This window comes from Methylotuvimicrobium sp. KM2 (genome assembly GCF_038051925.1).
GTDB lineage: Bacteria > Pseudomonadota > Gammaproteobacteria > Methylococcales > Methylomonadaceae > Methylotuvimicrobium.
Genome location: NZ_CP150634.1, coordinates 541,651 through 563,085, shown reverse-complemented (window position 1 = coordinate 563,085; position 21,435 = coordinate 541,651). Strand labels below are relative to the sequence as shown.

Sequence of the window (21,435 nt, the reverse complement as noted above, 5' to 3'; positions counted from 1 at the left end):
CTAGTCCCCATGATCCTAGAAAAAGCATTTCACCATGAAGATCATGAAGAATAAGAAGTTAACTCAATAACTTGTCATTCGTTTATGAACAACTTTCGCTCACCCGAAAGGTTAGCTGCAATGTTTAGGTAATCTATTGAAATACTTCATGAACTTCATGTGCTTCATGGTTGAACTGCCGAATTTAGGATGACGGGTTTCCGCTTCGCTGCTACCCATCCTACAGGGTCGCTCTTGCGTAGGATGGGTAGAGGCGGAAGCCGAAACCCATCGGCCCTTCCGAATTCAACATCGCAACCCCGAAACCTTCCTTCTCAAGCGTCTAAAATCGCCGTCCGAATCCGCACGTTGATACTTCAATCTAACGAATATCTCGGTAATCTCATCGATATCGCGCGCCAATTCCGGACAATGCACCTTTGCTCTTTGCGCAAAATCGATCGGTCCTTCGCCGCTTGCTCTCTCCACGCCCAGCCGGGTCATTTTCCGGCAAAATTTCCGATACAATTTCACCACCGGATCGTCACGCTTGCCCCAAGGCCTCAACAACATACCCGCCAAAATCAACATCACCGCAAGCCATACGGCCAGCAAGCCGAACAACACCTCTTGCCAATGCTTCAGATGAAGGCGATTCAACAGATCGCTACGCGTCCCGCTGCCATAACTGACGATCCAGCGCTGCCAGTAATATTCCAAACTATTCCAAAACTGCTCGACCGGCTTCAAATCGGACCAGGAATCACGAATTTCCCGGTCAGTTGGCGCCGCACCCGCCTCTCCGAACTCCGGACGCTCATCCCTAAGCGAATCTTGCGCGGTCTGAACCGGCATAACGGCACTCGTAGGATCGACCCGAACCCAACCCTTGCCGTCCAGCCAAACCTCAGCCCAGGCATGCGCATCCGATTGCCGGACTTCTAAAAACCGGCCGATTTTATTGAACTCGCCGCCCTGATAACCCGTAACCACACGGGCCGGAATATCGGCGACCCTCAATAAATAAACAAACGCCGTCGCATAGTGATTGCAAAAACCCGTTTTGGCCTCGAACAAAAATGTTTCAATCGGACGATCCGGCATCAAAGGCGGTGTCAGACTGTATTGAAAACCCTGCCGCCGAAACCACGCCAACACATTATTCAAATACCGCTCGGGCGCCTCGTCAAAACCGTGTAGCTGCCGGACCAAAGACTCGACTTCAGCGGAAGGCTCGCCGGGTAACTGCCGGTTCTCCGCATACTCCGAGCGCGTAATGCGGCCGGTGTTGTAGTGCGAATAAGACACCAGCTTAAATTCGGCGGCCTCCCCGCTCCGAACCCGACTAAGCAACTGATAATTGGCATCGCGCCGCAACGAATCATCGAACTCGACGGGCATCTCCAGCCCATACACCCATGAGTGAGCTTGCGGCTCCAGCAACAAGCGATAGGCATACGATTGACCGGATACCTGCAAGGGTTCTTGATAATACTTGGCATGAGCATTATTAGACTTGCGCCACCGAACGCCGTCGGTAAAACTAAACACCGGGCCGCGCCAATACAATTGATCCTTAGGCGGCATCGCCCCGTCAAACTTGACCCGAAACGCCAGTTTGGGCGACAAAGCCAATTGATCGAAAGCGCCCGGCTCCAAAATATCGCCGAGCCCCGACTGCGCCCGATGCTTATCGTCATTCAAAAATGCCCAGGCAGGCGCCTGCACCCGAGGGAACACCATGAATAAAATTGCCGTCATCGGCAGGGCCTGCAAAAACAAATACGAAATCCTGCGGAATACATCGGCGCGAAACAGACGGCCATGCTGATTCACGGCAACCAAACATGCCAACAACAACACACTGACCGACAAACCATAAACGGCGGCAACGATGTTTTGCCAATACAAAAACTGAGCGGCAATGACGATAAAGCCCAAATAAGCGATCAAATAAACATCGCGCGGCTTATTCAACTCCAACAACTTCAAGCCCAAGGCCGTCACAAACAAGGCCGTACCGCTATCGATCCCCCATTCGCCTCGATGATGAGCGACCAGCAAACCGATACCGACCAGCATCAACACCGAAGCGGCCATGCCCCTAGGCAGACAATTCGGATAACGAATACCGCAAAAACGCCAAATCCACAACACCCCAAAAAATACGGATAAAAGCGGCGGAATATGACCGACGTGCGGCAGCACGATCAAAGCGACCGCAAATAACAAGCCTCGTAAGATACCGGCATTCATGATCGCTCGCCCTCAAAAAGAGCCAAGGCCTTCAAACAGCGGGCTCGATGCGAAGCACCGTTATCCGGAGGAATACGGCAACCCGGCAAACGCAAGCCATAACGCAAACCGGCCGTATCGGCATCCAAAACCCAGCGGCATAAACGGCTCAAACGATCTTCGGTTCGCTCCCCGAAAGCCTGCCCATAATCCAGCCACAACTCGGTGCCGACCGACTCGCCGGCATATTGTTTAGACAACAAACCTTGACCCTTGGCATAAGCCTTCCAATGAATCTGGCGCAACAAATCCCCGGCCTGATATTCGCGAGTGCCGATAAAATCGTCTTGCCCCCCGCGGTCGCTAACGCTCTGCCCGGCCGCGTCAGACCCGCTCGCGTCCGGAAAAGGTACGACATCCCGAGCCGGCTTCGGATAAACCAAAATCCGATCGCTAAAGCGCAGCGGCGACCAGGCCCGAAAAAGCCCCAACGGATAATGACTGGCCAGCGTTATCGCGCCAATCGAATGCCAACCGCGTTGTTGAGTGCGCATATACAAGGTAAGCGTTTTACTTTGCCGAGCCTCCAAATCGAAGACCGACTCGCTTTCCAGATGCGCAGACAAAGCATGGCGACGAGTGTCCGTCGGATTACTCACCGTCAATAATAGTCCCGCCGATTCGCCGGCAAAAACCGGAGCCGCATAACCGATTTTTACCACCAACCCGGCCAGCGCCCGATAGGTATGCAAAATCGTCACGAAAAACAGACTAGCCAAAAAAAACGCCAAGCCGTACACCAAATTATTGTTATAAATCAATGCAATCAACAACAATAACACAATGGTATAAACCAAGCTCAGCCCGCGCTGCGTCGGCAAAATAAAAACCCGCCGCCGCGTCAACTCCAACGGACCGCTGACAGACTCGCCCCGCCTGAAAAAACGCCCGAACCCGAAACCTTGTTTCAATGACGCTAGATCTGCGTTCATCCCACACCTCTAGCCGTAATTCGTTTCAAAATATACCTTTCGCAATCTTAACCAATGAGACCTCGATACCATTTATTGTCACTTAACACCCTTGGATATCCCACACCTAACGCTCGTTGATCCGCGTAGGGTACGCTGTGCGTACCCTGGTAAGGATTTGGCCATAAATAACTTCCCTATTTTAGGAGGGTTCGGTTGCTCGATTGGCAGGTGTCGGCGGCAGGGCAGATTTTTGCTCCTGCAAAATCTGCATTCATGCCATCCATGGCAATCAGTCACCGCCGTCAAGCCTACACGGACGTATTCACGGCGTCCTGCCAAGCGAGTGACCGAACCCTCAACAAGGCTCATAGTTCCAGGACGTTATTTATCACGAAATCCTAACCCCTCGATGTTCATGTGCCAGCCGAACCGTCAGGGCACGGCTTTGGTACGCGCAGCGTACCCTACAATTTATGTATAACGATGAGCGCGGGGCGGGTTATTCAACCCGCCCCGAACGTTTCGATTTGCTCCAAACATTTCGGTTGTAATTATTCACAGCCCCTATCGTTCCCACGCTCCGGCGTGGGAATGAAGACCGAGACGCTCTAGCGTCTCGTACCGCTGGAGCGGTACTCAGGCATTCCCACGCAGAGCGTGGGAACGATAATTTCCGGGGACTGAATAGTTACTTTCGGTTTGCTTCGGCCACGGGCGAAACGTTTAGGACGGGGTTTAAACCCCGTCCTGCTCAGATACCGGTTCCGAAGAGGGTGCGGTTGCTCGACCGACAGGCGTCGGCGGCAGGGAAAGACCACATTCAAACCGCCGGCACGTTTTGTAAAATCGGCGCTACGATAGACTCGGAATTCCCCAGCCCGGAACGAATCCGGTGCCCCGCAACCGCCGGCAATACCGCTTGCACATCTTCGGGCAACACCGCGTCGCGATTGGCCAACAACGCCCAAGCCTTGGCCGCGTTCAGCAAAGCCAAACCGGCCCGAGGCGATAAACCGCAATGATACTGATCGGACTGCCGAGTAAACGTCACGACCGCCAACACATAATTCAACAAAGCCGGCGAGGCATACACGCGCGCCACTTGATCCTGCAACTGCAACAAACGCTCTGCCGGCATCATCACCGGCAAATCCTCAAGCAAGCGATAGCGCGCCTCGCCGGACAACAACGACAACTCGGCGCGATGATCCGGATAACCCAACTCGATCCGCATCAAAAACCGGTCCAATTGCGACTCGGGCAAAGAAAACGTACCCACATGATGATTCGGGTTTTGCGTGGCGATCACAAAAAACAACTCGGGCAAAGCATACGTTTCCCCGTCTACCGTAACTTGCCGCTCCTCCATCGCCTCGAGCAAAGCGCTTTGCGCCTTCGGCGAAGCCCGATTGATTTCATCGGCCAAGATCATTTGCCTGAAAATCGGGCCGGGATGAAACTTAAACGCATGCTCATTCGCCATAAACACCGACGAACCGATAATATCCGCCGGCAACAGATCGCTGGTAAATTGCAAACGCTGATAATCCATACCGAATAATTTAGCCAGCGCATGCGACAAAGTCGTCTTCCCCACGCCGGGTAAATCCTCGATCAACAAATGCCCTTTGGCCAGCAAACAACACACCGCCAATCGAATTTGCCGATCCTTACCCAGAATAATTCGGTTCGCTTGGTTAATTAACGCTTCTAAGTCATGTTCCATACTGTCAATCCTTCTCAATCTAAAATAATGCCAGGTTCATACCGGCTGGCAATTGTGTTAATAGCTATCGCAAGGTTCATTATGATCGGGATCGGGCATGCGTAGATAAAGCACACGGTCGTCGTTGCGGTCGGAGGCATCGGGATGATAAACGGACGAACCGTTATAAGCGATAGCTGTGTCCAACGAACCATTACGGCCAGCTGAAACCAGACGTGCGTAATCGAAATTGGGTTTGTTTGAATCGTTGGTATCGATAGGAATTTGCAAAACGATTGGCTTACCCCAGGCGTCTAAAACCTGCTCCTGACCTCCGGTGAGAACCTGATGAACTTTACCTTCGCTCGTATCGGTAAAACTAGCATCAAGACTTGCAGGCGCGACTCCGCCGGTTTGCAAATAAGGCCCGCGCCAACCAACGGCAGTTTTAGGGTTATATGATTCAAACTCGCCAGGTTTAAATAAATAAGTCAAATTAATATCCGTCAAATCGCTATTCCTAGAATTCTTCGGATAATAACCCAGCGTATCGGCATAAAAACCCGGTCCCGCCGAACCGCCCATGATCGCCTCCTTGACTGCATGCATGGTCGCATCGGTCGCCTGGCACATCGCCATTTGCCCGGTACCGACGACATAAGGCACCATCAACCCGGCCAGCGCAATCAACACCAGCAAGACAACACTCAACTCCAACAACGTCAAACCGCGTTGCAAAAAACCAGAACATCGTTTCATTCGCTCAAATCCTCAAAATATATGCTACCGAACGGGTCTCCTGCCGTTTGCGGAAGCCCATGATGGGTTTCCGCTTCGCTGCTACCCATCCTACAAGGTCGTTCTTGCGAAGGATGGGTAGAGGCGGAAGCCGAAACCCATCGTTTTTCGCCTCGCCGACGGATATCTTGCCGGATAGAGATCATAAACCCGTCCGAAACGTTTTAATGGTTCCCACGCTCTGCGCTCATCGTTATACATAAGTTGTTTATTACCATCTTGCTATCTTAGCCAATGAGATCTCGATGCCATTTATTGCTACTTAACACTCTCGGCCTCGAGATCGCGATCAGGGGATCGCTCCCACAGAGCGTCCGCAGCCCTCTGTGGGAGCGACGCCTTCGTCGCGATTTCGAAGCGCTGCAGGATGGGTAGAGGCAGAAGCCGAAACCCATCGTTTCTACCGTCACTCTCCCGCCACCTCTAGGTCATCGCTGTAATCGCTCCCCCAAGACAAGGGATAAACCCCTCGTTCGACATAACGAAAAAATGTCGAATAAGGCCAATCCGCTACTTGCTTGACCCAACCATGCTTAACCGGATTAAAATGAATGTAATCCACATGCCGAGCAAAATCGTTATCGTCCCGAATGACATGATCCCAAAATCGCCGATGCCAAATACCCCGTTCACCCTTCCGTTTTCGACTTGCCGAACGCGGCTCGACATCCGGCAACTGCTCGGTAAACGCAGACTTGATTTGCCGCCAACGCATCGAAAAAGCATCGTCGCCCTCCGGCAAGGTCCAAATACAATGCATATGCTCCGGCAAGATCACAATGGCATCGATATGGAACGGATGCGCACGTTTGACTTCTGCAAAAGCGTCCCGTAGCGCATCGATATAATCGACCAATAACGCCTGTCGCCGATTGTATATAGCCACCGTAAAAAAATACGTTCCGCCTTTAACCCGATAACGCCGATAATTAGCCATATTCATCTCCAACACTCATCGATCGAACGAGACACCGCCACCGGACGGCTTGCCTACCGTTTGCGGGTACCCATGATGGGTTTCCGCTTCGCTTCTACCCATCCTACAAGGCCGCTCTTGCATAGGATGGGTAGAGGCGGAAGCCGAAACCCATCGTTTTTCGCCTCGCCGCAGGTTCTTCCGCCGGACGGGTGTTATCAATCCGGTCGCAATGTTTTTTTGCCGATTGCGGGTACCCATGATGGGTTTCCGCTTCGCTGCTACCCATCCTACAAGGCCGCTCTTGCGTAGGATGGGTAGAGGCGGAAGCCGAAACCCATCGTTTTTCGCCGCCGCCGGTTTTCCTGCCGGACGGGTGTTATCAATCCGGTCGCAATGTTTTTTTGCCGCTTGCGGGAACCCGTGATGGGTTTCCGCTTCGCTGCTACCCATCCTACAGGGTCGCTCTTGCGTAGGATGGGTAGAGGCGAAAGCCGAAACCCATCGTTTTTCACCTTGCCGCCGGTTTTCCTGCCGGACGGGTGTTATCAATCCGGACGTAATGTTTTTTTGCCGTTTGTGGGAACCCATGATGGGTTTCCGCTTCGCTGCTACCCATCCTACAAGGTGGCTCTTGCGTAGGATGGGTAGAGGCGGAAGCCGAAACCCATCGTTTTTCGCCTCGCCGCCGGTTCTTCCGCCGAACGGGTGTTATCAATCCGGTCGCAATGTTTTTTTGCCGTTTGCGGGTACCCGTGATGGGTTTCCGCTTCGCTGCTACCCATCCTACAAGGCCGCTCTTGCGTAGGATGGGTAGAGGCGGAAGCCGAAACCCATCGTTTTTCCCCTCGCCGCCGGTTCTTCCGCCGGACAGGTGTTATCAATCCGGACGTAATGTTTTTTTGCCGATTGCGGGTACCCGTGATGGGTTTCCGCTTCGCTGCTACCCATCCTACAGGGCTGCGCTACCAATTGATTACCGGCAAAGTAGTGCGAGCCCTAAATTCCACTTGACTCGGGTTTTCTCGGTCGGCTGGATAATGAGTATTTGTACAGTCGGTACCGTCGTGCTCGTAGACACCAACAGGAAGACTCCCAATTGGAATTTCAGTTACTTGAATAGTACTCTCAGAATCACGGAAATTACTAAATTTGATTGTTTGCAGAGTACCATCAGCGGTAATTGTTTTTGGATCAAAACTTAGTGTGTTAATATCCTCATCGCTCACAAGCGTTCCAATTCCTCCAGCCGTTTTTACATAGAAAATTTTCATACATATTTTCTTAGTAAACGAAGGGGCGTTAAAGATATCATCGCCGTACCATATTTCATTTAAAGCCAAGCATGCGCTCTCCGTGGTAATCGTTCCATCATCAGTACAACTTCGCCAAATCGATGGACTTATACACAAGCTTTTCCACATTTTCGCATGATCCGAACAGCCAAAACCTTCGCCGTACCATTCTTTATTTGCTGTTTCGCAGTCCGATTTCGTGAGTAATGTATCATCGGAACATAAGCTCCAATTCCCCGAATTCGCCTCACATCCATCCTTATTGTAATAATCGGCTTTGTTACAGCCACCGATCCAGGTGTCTGGTAATGTGCATGTTCCCTTTGTTAGTATCTCTGGATCAGTGCAACGCGAAACCGGGGGTACCGAACCACCCCCTTCAGTTTTTTTGAAATTAACGCTAATCCCTGAAGAAATATCAAACAACCAATCCCCCCCTCTTATCACCGGTTGATTTTCAGGATAATCAGCATCGTATTCAGTATCGTTTGAATCGAATTGATGGTTTTTACCGGCACTTTGTATCTCTAGTTGAAATCCGTTGGCATTAAAACTCCACCCATAGTTACCGTCATTACCGGTTTTCCCCCAACCATCGGTAAACGCGTCCGGATCATCCGGATTGCCGGATATATTCAAATACGGCCCATTCCAGCCAAAACTTAAGCCTGTCGAATTATCTACATCCTTCCCCAACCAATCCGCCGGAACTGCTTCGCAAGATGCTTTTGTATTGGACGAATTGTCAGAGCACGGGACATTTAAATACACCCACACATCCGGGTTTACACAGTCAACCGGTCTTTTAATCGCCGGTAATAGTGCGCCTCCTGAATCTTGGCATATTCCTGATTGAAATAATTCACGCATCCGATCCGGCAACCGCCCCATATCCGCCACAAACCCGCTAATCGCCTGCTGGCCGTTAATAATCAACCTCGGATTGCCGAGGATCGCGTGCCTAATCGTCTCCAGGCGTTCTTTGGTTTGTTCGTAACGCGCTTGAAAAGCCAGGTCGTTGGTCGAGCGTATGGCGATGGTGGCCAGCACGGTTAGTATCAGTAGCGTTACGGTCAGTTCGACTAGGGTGAGTCCGTGCTGGCGGCGTTTCGGCGCGGGCGTTTGCCCGATTCTGTCGGTTGCTATCAACGGCATCGTCTACCTCCCGGTCTGGAGTAGAGCGTTTTCAATATCTGCAAATCGCTTTGTCCGACCAGGCCGTCGCCGTCCAAGTCGTAGGCCGGTTTATGATCGCCTCGTCGATAGGCGCTGAACAGGCGGCGCCAATCGGCTTTGTCCACGCAGCCGTCGCCGTTGATATCGCCGGGCACCGCCAGTAGTTCGATATCCAGCACGGCTTGCGCGCCGCTTAAATCGACCGGCGCGTCGGTCGATACTTCCGCTTCGAGCAGTAAACGCCGTGTCGGATTGTTCCTCGGCATCACGCCGATGCTAAAAGCCGCCGTGCCGCCGGAAGGCAAGTCGGGGAATTTGCATTCGACTTTCTTTCTGTTGAAGTTCGGGCAGCCGTCGACGTAGCGATAGCGGAGGAATTTCGGCAAACGCTTGGCGCTAACCTGTAAATTGGTCAAGGTTTGTCCGCTGAAATTGTGCACTTCGAAGCGATAGTCGAATTCGCGGCCGGCAATGACGAGAGGCTCGATTGCCTTTAGGGTTAAATACACGGAATCGGCCGCATGACCGGCTTCGCTAAAAATCCGGTCCGCCTTTATCAGACCGCAACCGGTCCCCCAATTGAAGTCGTCCGCGAATTCACAGTCCGGATTGGCCGGGGCCGGTTGTGAAACATTGCCTGCGGGATCGTGCAGCGGCTGGCTGCCTTTACGCATCGCCAGATGAACTTGATCGGGGCTTAAAAACGGAAACGCCTGCTTCAATAAGCCGGCCAAGGCGGCGGCGTTCGGAGCGGCCGCCGAGGTGCCGGTAAAATTGGGAAAGCCGCTGCCGTCGTTGTCATTGCCGAAAAATGTCGTGTCGCTATTATCGGGCGCGACGATATCGGGTTTAAGGCGCTGTTCTGCCTGACTGTGCCTGATCCCGTCCCGATTGAAATAAATCGGCGTGCCGCCCGCCGATGAAAAATACTGGATCTTGCTGTCTGTAATCGGCGTGCCGAACCACGGCGTTTCCTCGTAGGGAATCGCGCCGACCGCCATCGCGCCGGCCGCGTTGGCATGACCGTAAACGGTGCCGCTGTGGGTGGGGTAGTGGTCGATAGTCAAGGGCACGACATCTTCGATATCGCGGTAAAGAATCAGTTCGCCGCCGATCAAAGCGGCCTTGAAGCCTTCTGGAATGAACCAAATAGGCAAATAGGGCGTACCGATGCGATGAAACTCGTCTTTGTATTCGATTAGAACATTGCCGTCGCTGCCTAGAAATAAAGGTCTCTCTTGCGTATTGATTTCGACAATTTCACGTTCCAAAACGACAACGGCCTTGCCGCGCTGCATCACCTGCCCATCGGGCATGACCAAAGTCGGAGCGCCGTTGTTAAATTGCACGCTAAGCTGTACCAATTCGTCTTCTTTCGCATCCGGCCAAGGCGCGGGCGGGCCGAACAGCACATATTTGACATGCTTAGGCGCGGGTCCGGCCCGATGGCTGATATATAAATAAAACTCGGTCGTTTCCATCGAATGCCCGATGCCAAGAATCTCGACCGGATTGTGTCCGATATTGCTGTCCTGGCTGCTGGATAGGATGCGCCGTTTGCTGTGATCCAATAAAAACAAATCCAGATCGGTTTTCGCGCCTGCTCCGCCGGCAATTTCAGCCGGGTCGTCCCATTGCAACACGATGCGCACGCCCGTGTTTTGAGGTATTGTGATTTTCTGATAAAAATCGGAAGCCTGCCCCGCCGCCTTGCCGAAATCGTGCGCAGTATCGGACGACAAAGGCTCGCGGCCCGACACGAAATCGTTTTCGTAAGACAGCCTAGCCATGTTCCCCGCCGAAGAAAAATAAGCGACGCCGCGCGCCTTGACTTCGTCGACCGATTGCGCGATCGGGCCGTCTTGGAACATCGGCATGGTCAGGTAGGCGATGTCGTCGACGATGATATCGGCGCCGGCATCGGCCAAACGCTGAATGCCTTGGGCAAAGCCGGCCGCGCCCATCCATGCGGTATAAAACATCTGCTTCGCCCCCGGAGCGATGTCGTAAACCAATTGCATCATCGCCCGGCCTTCGTCGCTCAAGCCCTCTTCGCAAAACGGATAGTCCTGCAACACGACGACATCGTCCGGCAGATCGCCGCTGAGCACGTCGTCCGCCGCGCCGTCCAAACAGTTGTAGCTGTCGGACAAGACGCCGATCGTCACGCCGCTGCCGTCGACGTTATAGCGTTTGCGCACGACATCGGTAAACATCGCCGCATCGGCCGCGTTGTAGGCCAAGCCGCCGGGCGGACCCAGCGCATGGCGCGCCGCGCTCGATGCTTGCACCCAATTGACGCCGGACAATCCTTCGAGCTCATGCAAGCTTTCGATCGGAAACGCGCCGGAAACGAGGTGTTTATAGCGTACCGCGTGCGTCATGCCGAGTGCTTGCAAGTGTTCGAGCAGCGTTTCGGCCTGTGCCGAATCGGCTGCCGAAATATCGAGCACGACATAGCGATGATCGATCACCGACAGCGTGGGATCGGTGGAAACGAAGCTATGAACGGGTTTGCCGGCGGCGCTGTGCTGACGAAATTCGGCTTGCAAGCGTTGCAGATGACTGCTCAAACGTATGTCCGCGGCCTGTGCCGACATGCCGCAGCAGACCATCAATAGAAACACTAAACGGTATCGATTCATCATAAGCATTCAAATTTAAGTGAAACGATGGGTTTCGGCTTCCGCCTCTACCCATCCTACGCAAGCGCTAGGGATATACTTCGCGCGGGCGGGTTTGTAACATTCGCCCCGCGGGGTTCTTGCCATCTTAGCCAATGTGACTTCGATGCCCTTGACTGTTACTTAACGTTCCCGACTTCGAAATCGCGACGAAGGCGTCGCTCCCACAGGGTGCCGGATCGCTCCCAGCATTCCATCGTTCCCACGCTCCGGCGTGGGAATGCAGCCCGAACCGCTCTGCGGTTCGGGGACGCTGGAGCGTCCCCGCCTGGGTTCCCACGCGGAGCGTGGGAACCATTAAACATTTAAGTGAAACGATGGGTTTCGGCTTCCGCCTCTACCCATCCTACGCAAGCGCTAGGGATATACTTCGCGCGGGCGAGTTTGTAACATTCGCCCCGCGCGGAGTCTTGCCATCTTAGCCAATGTGACTTCGATGCCCTTGACTGTTACTTAACGTTCCCGACTTCGAAATCGCGACGAAGGCGTCGCTCCCACAAGGAGCCGGATCGCTCCCAGCATTCCATCGTTCCCACGCTCCGGCGTGGGAATGCAGCCCGAACCGCTCTGCGGTTCGGGGACGCTGGAGCGTCCCCGCCTGGGTTCCCACGCAGAGCGTGGGAACCATTAAACATTTAAGTGAAACGATGGGTTTCGGCTTCCGCCTCTACCCATCCTACGCAAGCGCTAGGGATATACTTCGCGCGGGCGAGTTTGTAACATTCGCCCCGCGCGGAGTCTTGCCATCTTAGCCAATGTGACTTCGATGCCCTTGACTGTTACTTAACGTTCCCGACTTCGAAATCGCGACGAAGGCGTCGCTCCCACAAGGAGCCGGATCGCTCCCAGCATTCCATCGTTCCCACGCTCCGGCGTGGGAATGCAGCCCGAACCGCTCTGCGGTTCGGGGACGCTGGAGCGTCCCCGCCTGGGTTCCCACGCAGAGTGTGGGAACCATTAAAAATTTAAGTGAAACGATGGGGTTCGGCTTCCGCCTCTACCCATCCTACGCAAGCGCTAGGGATATACTTCGCGCGGGCGGGTTTGTAACATTCGCCCCGCGGGGTTCTTGCCATCTTAGCCAATGTGACTTCGATGCCCTTGACTGTTACTTAACGTTCCCGACTTCGAAATCGCGACGAAGGCGTCGCTCCCACAGGGTGCCGGATCGCTCCCAGCATTCCATCGTTCCCACGCTCCGGCGTGGGAATGCAGCCCGAACCGCTCTGCGGTTCGGGGACGCTGGAGCGTCCCCGCCTGGGTTCCCACGCGGAGCGTGGGAACCATTAAACATTTAAGTGAAACGATGGGTTTCGGCTTCCGCCTCTACCCATCCTACGCAAGCGCTAGGGATATACTTCGCGCGGGCGAGTTTGTAACATTCGCCCCGCGCGGAGTCTTGCCATCTTAGCCAATGTGACTTCGATGCCCTTGACTGTTACTTAACGTTCCCGACTTCGAAATCGCGACGAAGGCGTCGCTCCCACAAGGAGCCGGATCGCTCCCAGCATTCCATCGTTCCCACGCTCCGGCGTGGGAATGCAGCCCGAACCGCTCTGCGGTTCGGGGACGCTGGAGCGTCCCCGCCTGGGTTCCCACGCAGAGCGTGGGAACCATTAAAAATTTAAGTGAAACGATGGGGTTCGGCTTCCGCCTCTACCCATCCTACGCAAGCGCTAGGGATAGACTTCGCGCGGGCGGGTTTGTAACATTCGCCCCGCGCGAAGTCTTGCCATCTTAGCCAATGTGGCTTCGATGCCCTTGACTGTTACTTAACGTTCCCGACTTCGAAATCGCGACGAAGGCGTCGCTCCCACAAGGAACCGGATCGCTCCCAGCAGACGCGTTCAAAATTGTAAATTGATGCCTAAATTGACGCCGACCGACTCGCGCGACAGATCTTTGAATCGCGACTCCACGACCTCGCCGTTGGCAAAATTAAACCGCTCCCGCCCTGGATCGCCCTGCCATTTTTGATAATCGAAACTCAGACTCAAGCCCCAGCCCTCGGGACGCATATAACGGTAACCCAACGACCCCAGATAACCGGTCGCATCGGCTTCATGCTCGAAACTATCGGGATGACGCACATCGGCCAACTGCCGCCAGTCGCCGGACGCCTCGTAATCGGCCCAATGATACTGCGCGGAAACAAACAACTGGTGATAGTCGAGCCAGGTCAAAGCCGTATCCAGACCGACCCAAGGCCCTTGCCAACTCGCGGCATAACGGTTTTCTTCCGCGCCTTGCATTACATAACGTTGCCGCCGCCAGGCATAACCCGCCAAAGGCGTCGCGGCGATGGCGACCGATTCGGTGTCGCCGACCTGTAGGCGGTAGCCTAGTCCGACCGAGACGTCCCAACTGTAGCCGTCACCGGCATTCTGGGAATTCGGTGCGCCGTCGAAGCCGGCTTCCTGCCCGCTGCCGTTCAAAACCCAGGCGTAACCGGCATCGCCGCGCAGCGTAATGCCGCTCGGCGAAACGATATCCATGCGGCCTTTTAGTTTCCAGGTATCGAGGTCTTGCCATTCGACACGCGTAATCGGGTCGACCGCACCATCCGCCGAAGCGACGCTCCACGCCAGGCTTTCTCGCTGATAACCGATATCGCCGGCGACCAGAACGCTAAAATCGTCGACCACCTGCCGCCGTTGCCGATGCCGGGGATATTCGTCCAAGGTTTCGGCTTCGGCCTCCGGATCGAAAATGACCATTTGAAAGGACGTCATTTCATCTTGATCGAGTCCGGCCGTTATATTCGTTACCGGAATCGGCGCGGGCGGCGTCTCGAAGACATGCATGTTAAGCTCGGGCACTTGCCCCCAAGCCGAAACGGAAACCAATCCCATTAGCGCAAGAAACCGACACCGCTTTTCCGAAAGGCTCCGTCGAATGTCGTCCGGTCCTGTTACGATTAAAGAGCGAGCATTAAATAACTTCTTCAAATGCAAGAAGGGGGTTCGGTGGCTCGCTTGACAGGTGTCGGCGGCAGGGACAGACGCCGTCAAGCCTACAAGGATGTATTCACGGCGGCCTGTCAAGCGAGTTACCGAACCTCCACAAAGCTTACTGTTTCGCGAAGTTATTTTGTGCATATTCCTAACCTCCGCTTCCCGGCAAATGGGCGATGATATCGTCGAACGGCTCGGCGGAGATCAGATACAAATAGGTCGAATCGCCGAAGTCTCCTTGCGCGGCAAGATGATCGCCTTCCAAAGTCGCCGCCAGCCAGCGCCCCTTGAGCTGCCTTTGATCGATCGCGACCGGTTGCGGCGATGCATTGCGTACTTCCAGCGCCGTGACATAAACCCCGCCTTGCCGCCAACTTTCAAACGGCAATATCCGAATCGACTCGTTCGGCAACAATGCCAGCGGCGCTTGCTGTTGCAACGCGGCCGGTTGAATTTTGGCATGGGGTTGGCGCTGTTCCGGCGATACCCGAATCGATTCGGCCGCATAGCGCGTCAAGTCCATATAAGTTTGCTGCGCCGAAGTCGATTCCGAGCGCGAAGCGCCGGATCTTCCGGGAAACTCTCTGGAATCCCCGCGTCCCCGATACTTATCGGTCGCGTCTTGTTTCCTGTATTGCTTATAGGGCTGTTCGAGCACATAGCCTTTATGAGTGCTGTCCGGATTGCTGTAGACATTCAAATTACCGGCCTCCGGCGCGCTCGGATGCACGCTGTTTTTCTCGGCCATGGCTCGGCTCACGTCTTGCGCTTCGGCCGGCGTGCCGATGATATGCGGCTTGATGACGATGACCAATTCGCGCCGCTCGCGCGCCTGCGCCTCTTCGCGAAAGAAAAAACCCAATAGGGGCAAATCGCCCAAGATAGGCACCTTGTTTTCCCGGCTGCGCGCGCCTTCCTCGATCAAGCCGCCGACCGCGATGGACGAACCGTCATTGGCGACAACCGTGCCGCTGAAAGTCCGTTCCTGGACCAAATCGATACGCGCCTCGACCAAAGCATCGGCAACCTGTACAGGAATCGTCGCTTGACCATTGGCGATCGCCGATTGCTCGACCAACAATTGAATGGTCACGGTCCGGTCCGCATTGATATTAGGCGTCAACAATAAAGTCGTACCGATCGCGCGGGTATCGGTTTCCGGCACCAGAATCGGCTGAACCACCGTCGACGAACCGGGCGCGGTAACATTATTCGAGGTGCTGGAAGCCGAATAACCGCTGACGATAGGGCGTTCCTCGCCGACGAACACCCGGCTAACCTCCTGATTGGTGGTCATCAACATCGGCGTCGCCAACTCGGTCACGCGGCCTTCATTTTCCAATAACTGCAAACGCATCTCGAACTTCTCGCTGATCACGGTCGCCAGCAAACTCGGATCGAACACGGCGGCCGCGGTATTGATGGCGCTATTGAGCGCGCTGGTCGCATTCAAGGTCGAAATATTGGCATCGCCCTGACGAATCTTGAAATCGAACAAAGAGTCGTAACCGTCCGACAAATCCAGAGACAGGATCTTGACTTCCATCAACAGCATGGAACTCTCGGTATCCAGTGTTTTGTACAATTGCCGTATTTCCTGCATCGCATCGAAATCGCGCGTGCGAACCAAAACGCGGTTCTGGTGCTTGATGACGCCGACATAGATCGGCGCCTGCATTTGCACGCTTTCTCTCAGCAGCGTACGACCGCGTTCGGCATCGCCCGCCAGAAAGGCTTGCGGGTCGTCCGCATATTTGCGCATCAACTCGGTCTGGAGGCGCATTTGCTCGTCCATTTCGACTTGACGATTGGCGCGCATGTTTTGTTGGCTGCCCATACCGCCCATACCGCCCATACTGCCGCCCATACCTCCCATACTGCCGCCCATGCCGCCGCCCATTCCTCCCATGCCGCCACCCATACCGCCGCCACCGCCACCACCGCCGCCGCGCGACCCGCCGGAGCCCAGCGTCGTCTGGCTATCCAACATATTGAAGCGTTGAAAACGCTGACTCAAATCCATCATCAGTTCGTTTTGGTTACGCCCGTAGCTCAAGCGCACCCGCTCCATGAACAAATTCTGTATCGTTTCGGCCAAGTCCAGCGCGTTCTTAGCATTCTTCATCGTAAAGATTTCGGTTTCTTCCCTTTTAAACTCCACCTGCTCCATCCGGTATTCCTTGATCGTGTAAATACGAATGATATTGGCGCTGCCGTCGTGCTGATACCACAAATTGTAGGTTTTGGAGATCGCGTCGATCACCTCCATCGGCGTAATGTCTTGCAAATACATCGTGATGTGAATCTGCGCCGCTTCCTGCGAGGCGATGATATTCAAGCCGGATTGATCCGACAGGACTTTCAGCGCATCGCCGACGGCGATATCGCGAAAATCCAATTGCGCGATTTTCTGCTCCGGACTCCTTAGCGCATGCGCCGAAGTAGGAAAGCAAAGCCCGGCCCACAAACCGGCCAATAACACGCAAAAACGAAAAATCCTGAGCATTTTTAAATCCGAAAAAAACCTAAACACCGGGCATCACTGCAAAATCAAAGACTGATTGAATTCAACCAGATGAACTTTATCGTTCCCACGCTGGAGCGTGGGAACGACAGAAATGCCGGTTCCGAGGAGGGTGCGGTTGCTCGACCGGCAGGCGTCGGCGGCAGGGAAAGCCGCCGTCGAGCCTACAGGGACGTATTCACGGCGTCCTGTCGGGCGAGTGACCGCACCCTTCCCCACGCCGCACACTTTCATTTGCCGGGGCGATGGCCATATCTTCATGAGCGTTACTTCGCATACTTTTAAACACCAAGCATCACTGCAAAATCAACGACTGATTGAATTCAACCAGATGAACGTGAACATGCTCGGCCGTTATTTCATCGACGCGCAAGGTCAACAACGCGCCGTTGTGCATGATCGATACGCTATTATCCAGCCGCATATGCAGCAAGCTATTGCCGACACGCAACACAACCTTGCCCGCCTTTTCGGTGCGCATCGCCTTGGCGACCAATTCTATCGTCGGAAAATTTTGCCGGGCGGCTCCGGCGCTTGATGAGGGGGCTTGAGCCGGCGCCATGTTTTTCACCGCTTGACGAAAATTACCGCTCATTTGCGTCGGGTCGCGCAGCACCTCGGTCGCTTCGGCAATATTGCCCCGCGTCAATGCCTTACGCGACATATCCTCCATTGGTACGGCCACATCATCGACAGCAACAGCCACGCCAGACATCGACAACAATACAGCCCCCCATAAATAAAACCTCATGACGGACTGCCCCCGGCGGCCGAAAACATCGCCACTAAAAAAGCCGCATAGACAAAGCCCACGACGCCGCCGACAATCACCGTCATCGCCGGAGCGATCATCCCGGTCAAAGTCGCGATGGCCCTTTGCAACAGCTCATCGTGATAATCGGCCATTTCTTGCAAGAGCTGATCCAATGTGCCCGAGCTTTCGCCGACACGCACCATTTGCAACATCAACGGCATATAACCCGATCGCGGCGATAGCGCATCGCCCAGCGCGACGCCGTGCAAAATACTGTCTCGCGCATGACCAACGCAGCTAGCCATATATTGATTGACATGCAGCTTTTCCATCGTTTCCAAAGCTTCGACGATCACCACGCCGCTACGCAGCAATAAGCCCATCGCCCGCGAAAACATCACCGTGCCGGACAAACGAAAAACATAGCCGAACACCGGCACCCGCAACGCGTAACGGTCTATCCACCAACGGCTCGTCGGCCAACTATAAAACACGATAAAACAGGCCGCCGCCAATACCAAACCGATGGCGATAAACACACCGTTCGCCAAAAACCAATCGGACACATCGATCAGCGCCTGCGTAATCGGCGGCATCGGCTTGCCGGTTATCTGCAGCAATTTTTTGATCTCCGGCACGAGACTGGTCAACATAAATACGACCAAACCGATCGCAAACAACAACGTAAAAAGCGGGTATTTCAATGCCGAAATAATCTGCTTTTTCAACTTGCGGCTCGCTTTTACCTCATGCGCCGCCTGATCCAGCACCGTCCCCAAATGACCGGTTTGCTCGCCGACGCGCACTAACTGAATCGTAAACTGGCTAAAAATCGAATGTTCCGTCAACGCCTCGGTAAACGAACTGCCTTCTTGTATCCGGTCGCGCAGCTTGCGCCAAGTCTTGCGGGTGCCGTACCTCGCATGCACCAGCGTCAACTCCAGTGCTTCCAATAAACTGATACCGCTACGCAACATCACCGCGATTTGATGAAAATTATGCTCGATATCGCCGTTATGCATCGACCGATAATCCAGCGGATTCAGACTAAATTGCCCGCCTTCGCCTTTGGGTTTCTGCTCGTCGATACCCAGCACCAACAAACCTTGCTTGCGCAAAGCCGCAATCGCGCGCTCCCGGTTCGGCGACTCGATACTGTCGGCGACTTGCTGCCCGCCACGGTCGCGGGCGGTATAAGTAAATAACGCCATTATGCAATCACCGATGAATGTCGCCAGCAGTTCCCAATTTGGGGATCAAAAAGGGTGTGGGGTATGCTTGGCGAGGATGTCGGCAGCAGGGAGCTGCCGCCAAGCCCCCATGGATGGGTTTACGGCGTTCCTCGACAGGCATACCCCACACCCTAAAATCGGCGAAACTGCTCAAACTGGGAATTGCTGGAATGTCGCCGCGCACTACCATGAAGAAACCACTTGCAACACCTCATGAAACGACGTCTCCCCGGTTATCATCTTGTCGATCGCATCGTCAATCAAACCGTGCATGCCGGCTTCGCGCATGTTTTCGACCAATTGCGCCTCGCCGCGACCTTGCGCGACATCGCGCGCCCAATCCGCACGCAGCTCCAACAATTCATACAATCCGATACGCCCGGCATAACCCCGATTGCCGCAATACACGCAACCGGTCGGATCGTAAATTCGTGCGCCGGTCAAAGTCGCGCGCCCTAAAATCAATGCCTCTTGTTCCGTCAACGGACGCGGAATACGGCAATGCTTGCACAAACGCCGCAACAAACGCTGGGCCACCGCCAAACGCAACGCCGCCGCGACCAAATAAGGCTCCACGCCCATATCGATCAAGCGCGTCACGGTCGCCGCCGCCGAATTGGTATGCAAGGTTCCCAGCACCATATGCCCGGTCAACGCGGCCTTGATCGCGATATTTGCGGTCTCCTGATCGCGAATCTCGCCGAGCATCACGACGTCGGGATCATGCCGCAAAATACTGCGCAAGGCCTTCGCGAAATCGACCTTGTTCGACGTCGGATCGACCTCGCACTGCGCGACGCCCTCGATTTCGTATTCGATCGGGTCTTCTATCGTAATAACGTTTAAATCGCGGCTTTCGAGCAGCATCCGAATCGCCGCGTACAGCGTCGTCGTTTTGCCGCTACCGGTCGGCCCGGTCAAAATCATCATGCCTTGAGTCCGGCGCAGAAAACTTTCGATAATGCGCTGATGCTCGCCGATAAAACCCAGCCGGTCCAACGTCAACGCGCCGGTTTGCAAGGCCAACAGCCGCATCGTGATACGCTCGCCGTATTTGGTCGGCAGCGTCGCGACGCGAATGTCGACGCGCCGCCCGCCGCTGACGAATTGATGCGAAAATCGTCCGTCTTGCGGCAAACGTTTTTCGGCGATATCCAAATTCGCCATGACTTTCAGACGGCTGGCCAACTCGGTATAGACACCGTGTTTGATCACATCGTAATTTTCCAATTGGCCATCGACGCGAAACCGGATGCGCGCCCCGTTGAAACCCGGATCGATATGAATATCCGAAGCTTGGCGAATATAGGCCGCATACAGCAACTTATCGCCCAAGTCGACCGCATCGTTGCTTGGCGCGCCCGCCGCAGGCAACGCCTTGACCGTCAACGCATTACCGTAAACCTCATGAATGACCTTATCCAATGCGGGCTTGTCGACATCCCACAAACGAACCGGCGACTTGACCAGCCGCTCCACCGCATTGGTCAAGCCGGCATTGATCAGGCTCCCCGTCGCGACATGCACGACCCCGTCCATCGCCAAAAACGGCAGCAACTTCCGGCGCACCGCGATCGACGCAGGAATCCGCAGCGCGCAAGACGGATCGATGCGCACGCTTTCAATGTCCAACCGATGCGAATCCGGCGACAAACAAACATGATCGATATATTGGATACCTAAACGCGTTTCCGGACCCGACACCTTGACCCACCGCACGACCGCCTGACGCGTCATGCGCTGATGCCCCGACTGTATCGTCAAGGTCAAGGTCACGTTTTCCCGGATTGCGCAAACCTCGTCGTGCACCACCAAACCGGCCCCGCCCGAAGAGATATCCTCGACAGCCGTAGTCAGCGACAGAACATCGTCGGTAAATAAAATCGCCTCGCCATCCTGAACCGGCTGCCGCGCCTGAGCACGTAATTCCTCATGGCTTTGTTGCGCCTGATTTTGCCAATTCTTCAACGAAAACCCCGGTAATTGCGTCATATCTTCAACTTATTAGAATTTATTGTGCCGTCTTCTGCTAAAACTATGCTTCACACGCTCCTTCCCGCCGGTCGGGTTTTATAAACCCGACCGCAACCTTTCCCCTACCGCTTGCCGCTCACCTTGATGGGTTTCCGCTGCGCTCCTACCCATCCTACTGCACTACCGGAACGCTGGAGCGTCCCGGGCTGCGTTCCCACGCCGGAGCGTGGGAACG

The 21,435-nt window shown here is 54.6% G+C and carries 12 protein-coding genes; all 12 read right to left on the bottom strand.

Annotated elements, in window-relative coordinates; genetic code table 11:
- Positions 1–285 precede the first annotated feature (285 nt).
- The 12 genes from WJM45_RS02470 to WJM45_RS02415 all read right to left on the bottom strand — a co-directional run bounded on the left by WJM45_RS02470 (position 286) and on the right by WJM45_RS02415 (position 21,218).
- Entirely contained in the window at positions 286–2,235 is a 1,950-nt protein-coding gene (locus tag WJM45_RS02470) for a DUF3488 and transglutaminase-like domain-containing protein (protein ID WP_341327421.1), read from the bottom strand.
- A complete protein-coding gene (locus tag WJM45_RS02465; protein ID WP_341327420.1) occupies positions 2,232–3,206 on the bottom strand; it encodes a DUF58 domain-containing protein in 975 nt (324 codons plus the stop codon). The genes WJM45_RS02470 and WJM45_RS02465 overlap by 4 nt, the downstream gene beginning before the upstream one ends.
- A gap of 802 nt (positions 3,207–4,008) precedes the next feature.
- Positions 4,009–4,914, bottom strand: coding sequence for a MoxR family ATPase (locus WJM45_RS02460; RefSeq protein ID WP_341327419.1), 906 nt, complete (start codon positions 4,912–4,914; stop codon positions 4,009–4,011).
- A 57-nt stretch (positions 4,915–4,971) separates the two neighbouring features.
- The gene (locus tag WJM45_RS02455; RefSeq protein ID WP_341327418.1) at positions 4,972–5,652 is read right to left on the bottom strand and encodes a hypothetical protein; all 681 of its coding nucleotides are present in this window, start codon (positions 5,650–5,652) and stop codon (positions 4,972–4,974) included.
- Positions 5,653–6,097: 445 nt separating this feature from the next.
- Positions 6,098–6,628, bottom strand: coding sequence for a transposase (locus WJM45_RS02450; protein WP_014146989.1), 531 nt, complete (start codon positions 6,626–6,628; stop codon positions 6,098–6,100).
- 944 nt (positions 6,629–7,572) lie between these two features.
- A complete protein-coding gene (locus WJM45_RS02445) occupies positions 7,573–9,057 on the bottom strand; it encodes a type II secretion system protein (RefSeq protein ID WP_341327417.1) in 1,485 nt (494 codons plus the stop codon).
- Complete coding sequence (locus WJM45_RS02440; protein ID WP_341327416.1) at positions 9,048–11,726, bottom strand: S8 family serine peptidase; 2,679 nt, start codon at positions 11,724–11,726, stop codon at positions 9,048–9,050. Before WJM45_RS02440 ends, WJM45_RS02445 begins: the two co-directional genes overlap by 10 nt.
- A gap of 1,883 nt (positions 11,727–13,609) precedes the next feature.
- Positions 13,610–14,614, bottom strand: coding sequence for a hypothetical protein (locus tag WJM45_RS02435; RefSeq protein WP_341327415.1), 1,005 nt, complete (start codon positions 14,612–14,614; stop codon positions 13,610–13,612).
- 250 nt (positions 14,615–14,864) lie between these two features.
- Positions 14,865–17,222, bottom strand: a complete 2,358-nt coding sequence (locus WJM45_RS02430; protein ID WP_341327414.1) for a DUF3438 family protein — start codon at positions 17,220–17,222, stop codon at positions 14,865–14,867.
- A 313-nt stretch (positions 17,223–17,535) separates the two neighbouring features.
- The gene (locus WJM45_RS02425; RefSeq protein ID WP_341327413.1) at positions 17,536–17,991 is read right to left on the bottom strand and encodes a hypothetical protein; all 456 of its coding nucleotides are present in this window, start codon (positions 17,989–17,991) and stop codon (positions 17,536–17,538) included.
- Positions 17,988–19,205 carry a type II secretion system F family protein gene (locus WJM45_RS02420; RefSeq protein WP_341327412.1) on the bottom strand — a complete coding sequence of 406 codons (1,218 nt, stop codon included), beginning with the start codon at positions 19,203–19,205 and terminating at the stop codon, positions 17,988–17,990. Before WJM45_RS02420 ends, WJM45_RS02425 begins: the two co-directional genes overlap by 4 nt.
- Before the next feature lie 204 nt (positions 19,206–19,409).
- A complete protein-coding gene (locus tag WJM45_RS02415) occupies positions 19,410–21,218 on the bottom strand; it encodes an ATPase, T2SS/T4P/T4SS family (RefSeq protein WP_341327411.1) in 1,809 nt (602 codons plus the stop codon).
- Between the last annotated feature and the right edge of the window lie 217 nt (positions 21,219–21,435).

Coding starts and splice junctions, on each gene's coding strand:
- WJM45_RS02470 (WP_341327421.1), bottom strand. CDS start 2,235: ATGAATGCCGGTATCTTACGAGGCTTGTTATTTGCGGTCGCTTTGATC.
- WJM45_RS02465 (WP_341327420.1), bottom strand. CDS start 3,206: ATGAACGCAGATCTAGCGTCATTGAAACAAGGTTTCGGGTTCGGGCGT.
- WJM45_RS02460 (WP_341327419.1), bottom strand. CDS start 4,914: ATGGAACATGACTTAGAAGCGTTAATTAACCAAGCGAACCGAATTATT.
- WJM45_RS02455 (WP_341327418.1), bottom strand. CDS start 5,652: ATGAAACGATGTTCTGGTTTTTTGCAACGCGGTTTGACGTTGTTGGAG.
- WJM45_RS02450 (WP_014146989.1), bottom strand. CDS start 6,628: ATGGCTAATTATCGGCGTTATCGGGTTAAAGGCGGAACGTATTTTTTT.
- WJM45_RS02445 (WP_341327417.1), bottom strand. CDS start 9,057: ATGCCGTTGATAGCAACCGACAGAATCGGGCAAACGCCCGCGCCGAAA.
- WJM45_RS02440 (WP_341327416.1), bottom strand. CDS start 11,726: ATGATGAATCGATACCGTTTAGTGTTTCTATTGATGGTCTGCTGCGGC.
- WJM45_RS02435 (WP_341327415.1), bottom strand. CDS start 14,614: ATGGGATTGGTTTCCGTTTCGGCTTGGGGGCAAGTGCCCGAGCTTAAC.
- WJM45_RS02430 (WP_341327414.1), bottom strand. CDS start 17,222: ATGCTCAGGATTTTTCGTTTTTGCGTGTTATTGGCCGGTTTGTGGGCC.
- WJM45_RS02425 (WP_341327413.1), bottom strand. CDS start 17,991: ATGAGGTTTTATTTATGGGGGGCTGTATTGTTGTCGATGTCTGGCGTG.
- WJM45_RS02420 (WP_341327412.1), bottom strand. CDS start 19,205: ATGGCGTTATTTACTTATACCGCCCGCGACCGTGGCGGGCAGCAAGTC.
- WJM45_RS02415 (WP_341327411.1), bottom strand. CDS start 21,218: ATGACGCAATTACCGGGGTTTTCGTTGAAGAATTGGCAAAATCAGGCG.